Origin of the sequence: Mesorhizobium sp. M7A.F.Ca.CA.004.06.1.1 (genome assembly GCF_003999135.1) — a bacterium.
GTDB lineage: Bacteria > Pseudomonadota > Alphaproteobacteria > Rhizobiales > Rhizobiaceae > Mesorhizobium.
This window is the reverse complement of sequence record NZ_RZPQ01000239.1, coordinates 1-7,522: the sequence shown is the minus strand read 5'-3', so window position 1 is coordinate 7,522 and position 7,522 is coordinate 1. Positions and strand designations below refer to the sequence as shown.

The 7,522-nt window shown below is 63.4% G+C and carries 7 protein-coding genes and 1 pseudogene; 4 read left to right on the top strand and 4 right to left on the bottom strand.

Features of this window, described 5'->3' with window-relative positions:
• Window positions 1–245: pseudogene (locus EN906_RS16135) on the top strand (PLP-dependent aminotransferase family protein); the annotation flags it as partial.
• Window positions 246–458: 213 nt separating this feature from the next.
• A complete protein-coding gene (gene cml / locus EN906_RS16130; RefSeq protein WP_127267533.1) occupies window positions 459–1,655 on the top strand; it encodes a CmlA/FloR family chloramphenicol efflux MFS transporter in 1,197 nt (398 codons plus the stop codon).
• A 49-nt stretch (window positions 1,656–1,704) separates the two neighbouring features.
• On the opposite strand, the gene EN906_RS16125 is transcribed toward cml, so the two are convergent.
• On the bottom strand, window positions 1,705–2,598 hold the full coding sequence (locus tag EN906_RS16125) for a LysR family transcriptional regulator (protein WP_127267532.1): 894 nt from the start codon (window positions 2,596–2,598) through the stop codon (window positions 1,705–1,707).
• Between the two features lie 128 nt (window positions 2,599–2,726).
• Between EN906_RS16125 and EN906_RS16120 the strand changes: the two genes are divergently transcribed.
• Window positions 2,727–4,178: an MFS transporter gene (locus EN906_RS16120; protein ID WP_127267531.1), complete on the top strand. Its 1,452-nt coding sequence runs from the start codon at window positions 2,727–2,729 to the stop codon at window positions 4,176–4,178.
• 39 nt (window positions 4,179–4,217) lie between these two features.
• Here EN906_RS16120 and EN906_RS16115 read toward each other — a convergent pair whose 3' ends face one another.
• The 3 genes from EN906_RS16115 to EN906_RS16105 all read right to left on the bottom strand — a co-directional run bounded on the left by EN906_RS16115 (window position 4,218) and on the right by EN906_RS16105 (window position 6,743).
• Window positions 4,218–4,715: a MaoC family dehydratase gene (locus EN906_RS16115; protein WP_127267530.1), complete on the bottom strand. Its 498-nt coding sequence runs from the start codon at window positions 4,713–4,715 to the stop codon at window positions 4,218–4,220.
• Between the two features lie 191 nt (window positions 4,716–4,906).
• Entirely contained in the window at window positions 4,907–5,335 is a 429-nt protein-coding gene (locus EN906_RS16110; protein WP_127267529.1) for a phasin family protein, read from the bottom strand.
• Window positions 5,336–5,447: 112 nt separating this feature from the next.
• Complete coding sequence (locus EN906_RS16105) at window positions 5,448–6,743, bottom strand: DUF445 domain-containing protein (protein ID WP_127272245.1); 1,296 nt, start codon at window positions 6,741–6,743, stop codon at window positions 5,448–5,450.
• A 275-nt stretch (window positions 6,744–7,018) separates the two neighbouring features.
• Between EN906_RS16105 and rirA the strand changes: the two genes are divergently transcribed.
• A complete protein-coding gene (rirA, locus tag EN906_RS16100; RefSeq protein ID WP_127267528.1) occupies window positions 7,019–7,480 on the top strand; it encodes an iron-responsive transcriptional regulator RirA in 462 nt (153 codons plus the stop codon).
• The last annotated feature ends 42 nt before the right edge of the window (window positions 7,481–7,522 follow it).

Sequence of the window (7,522 nt, the reverse complement as noted above, 5' to 3'; positions counted from 1 at the left end):
TCCGTGCATTGGGCGACGTTGAAGCGCAGGAAGCGGCCGGCCTGTTCCTGTGGTGCAGTCTGCCGGATGGCGTCGATGCGGCCGAAGTGGCCCGCCGCGCTCTGGCCGACAATATCGTGCTGGCGCCCGGCAACGCATTCAGCCTGTCTGGAACGGCCAGCCGCTTCCTGCGCTTCAACGTCGCCCAATGCACGGACGAGCGGATTTTCAGGGTGATCGAGGCAGCGATGGCGCGACCAAGCTGATCCTGTTGCCTGGACAACCTCCGGCTGCTAAGGGACGGATCTGCGCGTCGAGAGAATATCCGCGCGATCCGGGATAACGACTATGGGAACCAGCAAGTCAGCAGACAAGTAGGCCGCAACAGCACTTCGTTGTTGCGGCGGCCCGTCATTTCCCATCTTCAGTGCGAACGGCAGATCGCCGCCAAATGTAGCCATTTGAGCGGATGTTCAATCATGCCTTTTCCAAAAAACCCGACATGGACCACTTCCCTGCCAGCAGCCATGGTGCTGATGGCGCCCTTCGACATCCTGGCCTCGCTGGCCATGGACATCTACCTCCCGATTGTCCCGGCGATGCCGGAGATCCTCAAGACATCGCCCGATGTCATCCAACTGACACTGAGCCTCTACATGATCTGCCTTGGGCTCGGCCAAATCGTCTTCGGCCCGATTTCCGACAGGATCGGCAGGCGTCCGGTGCTGATCGGCGGCGCGCTTTTGTTTGCAGGCGCTTCCGCCCTGCTCGCCTGCACCTCGCTGGCCATGGTGTTCGTCGCCTTGCGGGTCGTGCAGGCCATCGGTGCATCCGCCGTTCTCGTTGCGACCTTTGCAACGGTTCGCGACGTCTATGCGCAGAGGCCTGAAAGTGCCGTCATCTACGGCCTGTTCAGTTCGATGCTGGCCTTCGTGCCGGCGTTAGGGCCGATTGCCGGTGCGTTGATCGCCGACAATCTCGGCTGGCGCGCGATCTTCCTGACGCTCGGCGGTCTGGCGGTAGCCGCCACCCTCAATGCATGGCCGAGATGGCATGAAACACGACCTACCAATGGCAACGACAGGCGAATGGCGTTTCGTCCCATTCTCTCCAGCTTCGCCTTCTGGGCGTACACGCTCGGCTTCAGTGCCGCCATGGGCGCCTTCTTCGTGTTCTTTTCGACGGCGCCGCGGGTGCTCATGGACCGCGCCGGCTTTTCACAGCTCGGTTTCAGCCTGGCCTTCGCCACCGCGGCGCTGGTGATGATCGTGACCACCCGCTTCGCCAAAAAGTTCATTGCACGTTGGGGCGTCGCGGGCAGTGCTATCAGAGGTATGGCGATGTTGCTGCTCGGCGCGGCTCTGCTTGCGGCCGGGCAACTGTTCGCGGCGCCGTCCTTCGCGACATTCGTCTTACCGATGTGGGTCGTTGCCGCGGGTATCGTCTTCACTGTCTCAGTCACCGCGAACGGTGCGCTCGAGGCGTTCGGCGATGTCGCGGGAACCGCCGTCGCGCTCTACTTCTGCATCCAGAGCCTTGTCGTCGGCATCCTCGGCACGCTGTTCGTCATCCTGCTTGATGGAGACACGGCGTGGCCGCTGGTGGGCTACTGTTCGGTCATGGCGACGCTCACACTAGGCGCACTGAGGCATTTGCAGAAACGCCAAACCGAATAGACGGGACAGATGAGAAGCCTGGGCGGTTGGCGCAGGCTTCTCATCGTTGTCAGCGCGACGCCGCGCAGACCTCCCGCACGCGGTCGCGCAACCAGCGTTGCGCCGGATCGGCATCGAGGCGCGGATGCCAGAGCATGGAGATGGTGACCTCGGCGGTGGCAACCGGCAGGGGAAAACTGTGCATGCCGGTGCGTGCACCCTCGGTATGCCGCTCCGGAACGCTTGCGATCAGGTCTGATGTGCGGGCCATGGCAAGGGCTGCCGAGAAACCGGAAACCATGCACACGACTGTCCGCTGCAGCCCGAGCCGGTTCAGGGCCTCGTCGATCGGCCCTTTCTCGCGGCCACGCCGTGAAACGCTGATGTGCCGGCCTGCCGCATAGCGCTCTGGCGTCACCGTGCCCTCGCTCAACGGATGGCCCATTCGCACGGCGCCGATGAAGCAGTCGCGAAGCAATGCCTGGATGCGCACCTCCGGTCCGGTCTCGCCAGCGACGCCTATGTCCAGGTCGATCGCCGCGTCGCGCAGCGACATGACGTCTCTATCGGACTTCGGCGCAAAGCGCAGCCGCACGCCGGGCGCATCGGCCTGGATACGGGCAACGAGACGAGGTGCGAATTCTTCGACGAAGCTCTCATTGGTGCGCAGCGTGAAGACCCTGTCCAGGCTCGGGAGATCGAGCAAGGTGGCAGGGCGCAGCAGCGCCTCCGCATCCTGGACGACACGGCCCACCTGTTGTCGCAGTTCTTCCGCACGCGGCGTCGCCACCAGGCCGCGACCGGCGCGAACCAGCAGCGGATCGCCCGTAGCCTCGCGCAGCCGCGCCAGCGTCCGGCTCATCGCCGAGGGGCTGAGGCGCAGGCGGCTGGCGGCACGCGCCACGCTGCCTTCGGTCAGCAGGATGTCGAGAGCGAACAATAAGTTGAGATCGGGTGATGTCATCGGCAGATCATGGCATCATATGGCGCCAAACGCACGAATAAGATGCAAATGCTGCGCCTTCCGCCACATTGGCCAAGGAACTAGATCTCCAGCAGTTCCGGTTGTGGGACTGATGGAAGGAGATCGCCGTGGCAATCGCTGAGCAAAATCGGGACGGGCTGACATCGGCGCCACCACGGATGCAATCCGCCGGCTGGGCGTTGGCAAGCCTGTCGCTCGCCACGCTGCTGTCGTCGCTGGGAACCAGCATTGCCAGCGTCGGGCTGCCGTCGCTGATGCAGAATTTCGGCGCGACGTTCCAGTCCGTGCAATGGGTTGTTCTGGCCTATCTGCTCGCCATCACCACACTGATCGTCAGCGCCGGCCGGCTGGCCGACATGTTTGGACGCCGGCCGTTGCTGCTTGGCGGCATCGCGCTGTTCACATCGGCATCGGTGCTCTGCGGCCTGGCGCCGACGCTGTGGCTGCTGATCGCCGCACGCGCCGTGCAGGGACTTGGCGCGGCGCTGATGATGGCGCTGACGCTGGCCTTTGTCGCCGAAACCGTGACCAAAGACAGAATTGGCAGCGCCATGGGCCTGCTCGGCGCCATGTCCGCGATCGGCACGACACTTGGCCCCTCGCTCGGCGGCCTTTTGATCGCCGGCTTTGGCTGGCGCGCGATCTTCCTCGTCAATGTCCCGCTGGGTGTGCTCACCTTCGCTCTCGCCTGGCGTGCCTTGCCGGCACGCAATAAAACCGCGCGGCTCGACCGAGGCACGTTCGATGTCATGGGCACTGCCCTGCTGGCCCTGACATTGGCCGCCTATGCGCTGGCCATGACGCTTGGCAGAGGCAATTTCGGACCGCTCAACGTCGGCCTGCTGGTCGCTGCCGGCATCGGTGTTTTTCTTTTCGCCGCCGCGCAGGCGAGTGTGAAAAACCCCTTGATCCAGCTTGCCAGCTTCCGCGACTTCCAACTGAGCGCCAGCCTCGCCATGAGCCTCGTTGTCGCGACGGTAATGATGGCGACTTTGGTGGTTGCCCCGTTCTATCTTTCGCGAGGACTTGGGCTCGATGCCGCAATGGTCGGCCTCGTGCTGTCGACCGGGCCGCTTGTCTCGGCCCTGTCGGCGCTGGTGGCTGGACGCCTGACCGATCGCTTCGGCGCCCACAAGATGATGGTCGCCGGCCTGCTCAGCCTCACGACAGGCACGTTCCTGCTGTCGCTCGCCATGGTGACGCTCGGCATTGCCGGCTATGTCGTTCCGATCACCGTCACCTGCATCGGCTACGCGCTGTTCCAGACATCCAACAATGCAGCCGTCATGGCCGGCATCAGTGCCGGCCAGCGCGGCGTCGTCTCCGGCCTGCTCAACCTTTCGCGCAATCTCGGGCTGATCACCGGCGCCTCGTTGATGGGTGCCATATTCGCCGTCGCATCGGCCGAAAAGCACCAAAGCATTGGTCTTCTGAGTTCCGAGGCCGCCCGGGGGATGCAGGTCACATTTCAGACGGCGACAGTGCTGGCGCTGATCGCGCTGGTCCTCGCGCTGCTCTCTGCCCGCGCCGCAGGCCGCACGGAATCCAGGGGTTCGTGACGCGCCACACCGCTCAGAGAGTAGAATTCCCAAACAGGCTCAGGCGCCTGCCCGCTTGCGGCGTTCATAGAGCATGACCAGCGTTTCAGCCGTCAAGGCAGGCTTTTCCTCGCCTTCGATCTCGACCGTATTGGCTGCCTTCATGAGATACTGGCCGGGACCCCTGTCCTCCATGGACAGCAGCGTGATGCGCAGCCTGATGCGCGCGCCGACCTTGACCGGCGCCAGGAAGCGCACCTTGTCGAAGCCATAATTGAAGGCAGCCTGGGTGTTCTCGGGCACGATACCCATGCCGAGCGCCAGTGCGCCGATGATCGACAGCGTCAGATAGCCATGCGCAATCGTCGTGCGGAACGGGCTTTGCCGCCGCGCCCTTTCAGGGTCGACATGGATCCATTGGTGGTCGCCGGTGCATTCGGCGAACTGGTCGATGCGGTTCTGGTCGACCGTCGTCCACTCCGATACGCCAAGCTCCTGCCCGGCCATCATCCTCAACTGCTCGTAGGTCGGCGGCGCTTTAGGGCGTATTTCGTTCATTCCTGGTTTCCCGATCGCTTCCAAAGCCTCCGGACCACGAACTGACGGCCTCTGTCAATTCGCTCGGCGCGAATCCGTTCCGCCGGTTTCGGCCGCAATCGTGCCACGCCGCGAGCGCAGTCGCAGGCTAAAACGGGATTCCCAGGCTTCAGGGGCCGCTGGCAGCAACGAGCCAGCCTCGGCCATTTCCGCTACTTCTTCTCGTAGCCGGCGCGGATTTCCTCCATCGCCTCCTTGATGCGCGTGCGCAGGATGTCGACCGATTCGGCGCCGGATTTCTTGACCAGTTCAGCCACTTCGCCCGCATTCTTCAATGCGACTTCGAAAGACTTTCTGGCAAACTCCGTCTGTTTGGTCATCAGTTCCTGCGGATTGCCCGGCGCCCTGTAGCTTTGCGCCATGTCCGTGACCTCGCGCAGCGTGTCCTCCAGCATCTCGCGCTGCCTGGACAACAGCGAGGTCGCGCCGGCGGCACTGGCTCGTGCCGATTTCTCCAGCGCTTCGAGGTTCTTGCGGTGATGGGCGAGGATCACCTCGACATCGACATTGGGCACCTTCAGGTCGCGGCCGAACCTGCCGAACATGTCCATGAAGGAATCGGATTCCGGTTGTTTCGCCATGCTCGTTTGCTCCCCTTTGCCGCATGATGCGGGCACCCTCGGCGGGAGAATAGCACTCGCATGCCGTGAGTCCATTCGGACACGGAGGAGTGAGCGCCAGTCTGGTCGCGCATCAATTCACGAGGAACAGCCGCTCGGCCACATAGAGCACGACACCGGCGAGCCCGCCGATGATCATGCCGTTGAAGCGGATATACTGTAGGTCCCGACCGATGTTCATCTCGATCAGCCGCGTCAGCTGCGCAAGATCCCAGCGCTTGACCTGGTCGGCGATGAATGTCGACACGCCGGCCTTCTGGCTCTCCACGAACGACGCCAGAGCCACCACGAACCCTTGGTTCATGTCGGCCCGGATCTGCGCATCGCCGGCAAGATGGCGACCGACCTCGACGAACATGTTGGCAAGATGCGCGCGGACAACCGAATTCGGCGCCTTGGCGTCCTGCTCGATGAACTGGCTGAGGCTTGCCCACATCTCGCCGGCCAACCCCTTGACCTCCGGCCGGGCCAGGAAGTCGCGCTTCAGCTTCTCGGCCCGTTTGGCGTATTGCTTCGATGTTCTCAGCTTCTCGACGAAGCCTTGGGCGAAGCGGTCGAATTCGGCGCGCATCGGGTGGTCGGGATCGGCCCTCACCTCGTCGAGAAGCGAGCCGGCCGAGGCGACGATCTTCTTCAGGAGATAGGCGTCGGCGCGGAACAGGTTGAACAGCGACGGCAGTTCCTCGCGGATCTTTTCGCGCATCGTCGCCAGCGCCTGTTCGTCATTGAGGAACCTGCCGATCACCTTGGTGAACTCGTCGAACAGTTTCTGGTGGCGGCGGTCGTCGGTAAGCGCTGACAACAGCTCGGCGGCCAGCGGCGCCAGCGGCACCTTTTCGATCTGTTCGAGCATGCGGCTGGTGACGAAGCCGCGCAGGCCGGACTGCTCGACAGCGGCCAGCGTCTGCGGCACCAGCCGCACGACGAAGCGCGACAGGCCGGCGGCGCGCTCCGTATCGGCCAGCCAGTCGGCGACGAGTGCCGAGAAATCGACCTCGGCGAGCTTTTCGCGCACCGGTTCAGGCGCCAGGAAGTTGACCTCGATGAAGCGACCGAGATTGTCGGCGATGCGGTTCTGGTTCTCCGGGATGATGGCCGTGTGCGGGATCGGCAGCCCCAGCGGCCGCCTGAACAGCGCCACCACCGCGTACCAGTCGGCCAGACCGCCGATGGTCGCGGCCTCGGCAAAGGCGGCGACGAAGCCGAGCCATGGATAGGTGCGCTCGAAGGATTTGGCGAGCGCAAACACCAGCACGCAAAGCGCCAGTGCGGCCGCCGCGAGGAATTTCGTCCGCCGCAACGCGGAAAGCTTGGCATCCGCCTCGGCATCGAAACGGACCGGCGCCAGGGGCGAAGCCGATTGTGACATGGGTGAGCCGCTCCTCGTCGATCTCAGCCTATTTAGTGTTCCGATGGCCGAAATACCCGCGACAGCGGGTTTCGCCCGGAACTTTCCCCGGCCGCGCACACAAAGTTGAGGAGAAAATTCATCTATCGGGCGAAGCTAGTCTGGAATTATTCCAAGGTATAGGCCATATTCCGCCGAGGCCAATGTGGCGAATCCGGAAATTCGGGTCAAAGCCATATCAGCAAAATTTCCAGATCTGGCGTGGTTGCACCGCACCAGTGCCTTGTGAGGACAAAATGCGGCTTACGCGCCAGACCAACTATGCCATGCGCATCTTGATGTATTGCGCGGCCAATGATGACCGATTGAGCCGCATCCCCGAGATCGCGGCCGCCTATTCGGTGTCGGAGCTTTTCCTGTTCAAGATCCTGCAGCCCCTGGTCGAGCACGGCCTCGTCCAGACCGTGCGCGGTAGGAATGGCGGCGTCAAGCTTGGCCGGGCGGCCGAAGCCATCAGCCTGTTCGATGTCGTGCGCGTGACGGAAGAGAGCTTCGCTATGGCCGAATGCTTCGAGAACGATGCCGCCGAATGCCCGCTCGTCGATAGCTGCGCGCTGAACTCGGCGCTGCGCGAGGCGCTGAACGCGTTCTTCGCCGTGCTGGAGCGCTATACGATCGCCGACCTCGTGGCGGCACGTCCAAATGTGCGCAACCTGCTCGGAATCGACATGCTGGAGCGCCGCGCACCAGCTGCCTGACCCAGCAGGGGCGCGGGCTAGATCTGCAATCAGGCCGCTGAC

Bases quoted from the DNA above. Each gene is read 5' to 3' on its own strand.
- EN906_RS16115 (WP_127267530.1), bottom strand. From the start codon at position 4,715: ATGAACGAAATACGCCCTAAAGCGCCGCCGACCTACGAGCAGTTGAGG.
- rirA (WP_127267528.1), top strand. From the start codon at position 7,019: ATGCGGCTTACGCGCCAGACCAACTATGCCATGCGCATCTTGATGTAT.
- EN906_RS16110 (WP_127267529.1), bottom strand. From the start codon at position 5,335: ATGGCGAAACAACCGGAATCCGATTCCTTCATGGACATGTTCGGCAGG.
- cml (WP_127267533.1), top strand. From the start codon at position 459: ATGCCTTTTCCAAAAAACCCGACATGGACCACTTCCCTGCCAGCAGCC.
- EN906_RS16125 (WP_127267532.1), bottom strand. From the start codon at position 2,598: ATGACATCACCCGATCTCAACTTATTGTTCGCTCTCGACATCCTGCTG.
- EN906_RS16105 (WP_127272245.1), bottom strand. From the start codon at position 6,743: ATGTCACAATCGGCTTCGCCCCTGGCGCCGGTCCGTTTCGATGCCGAG.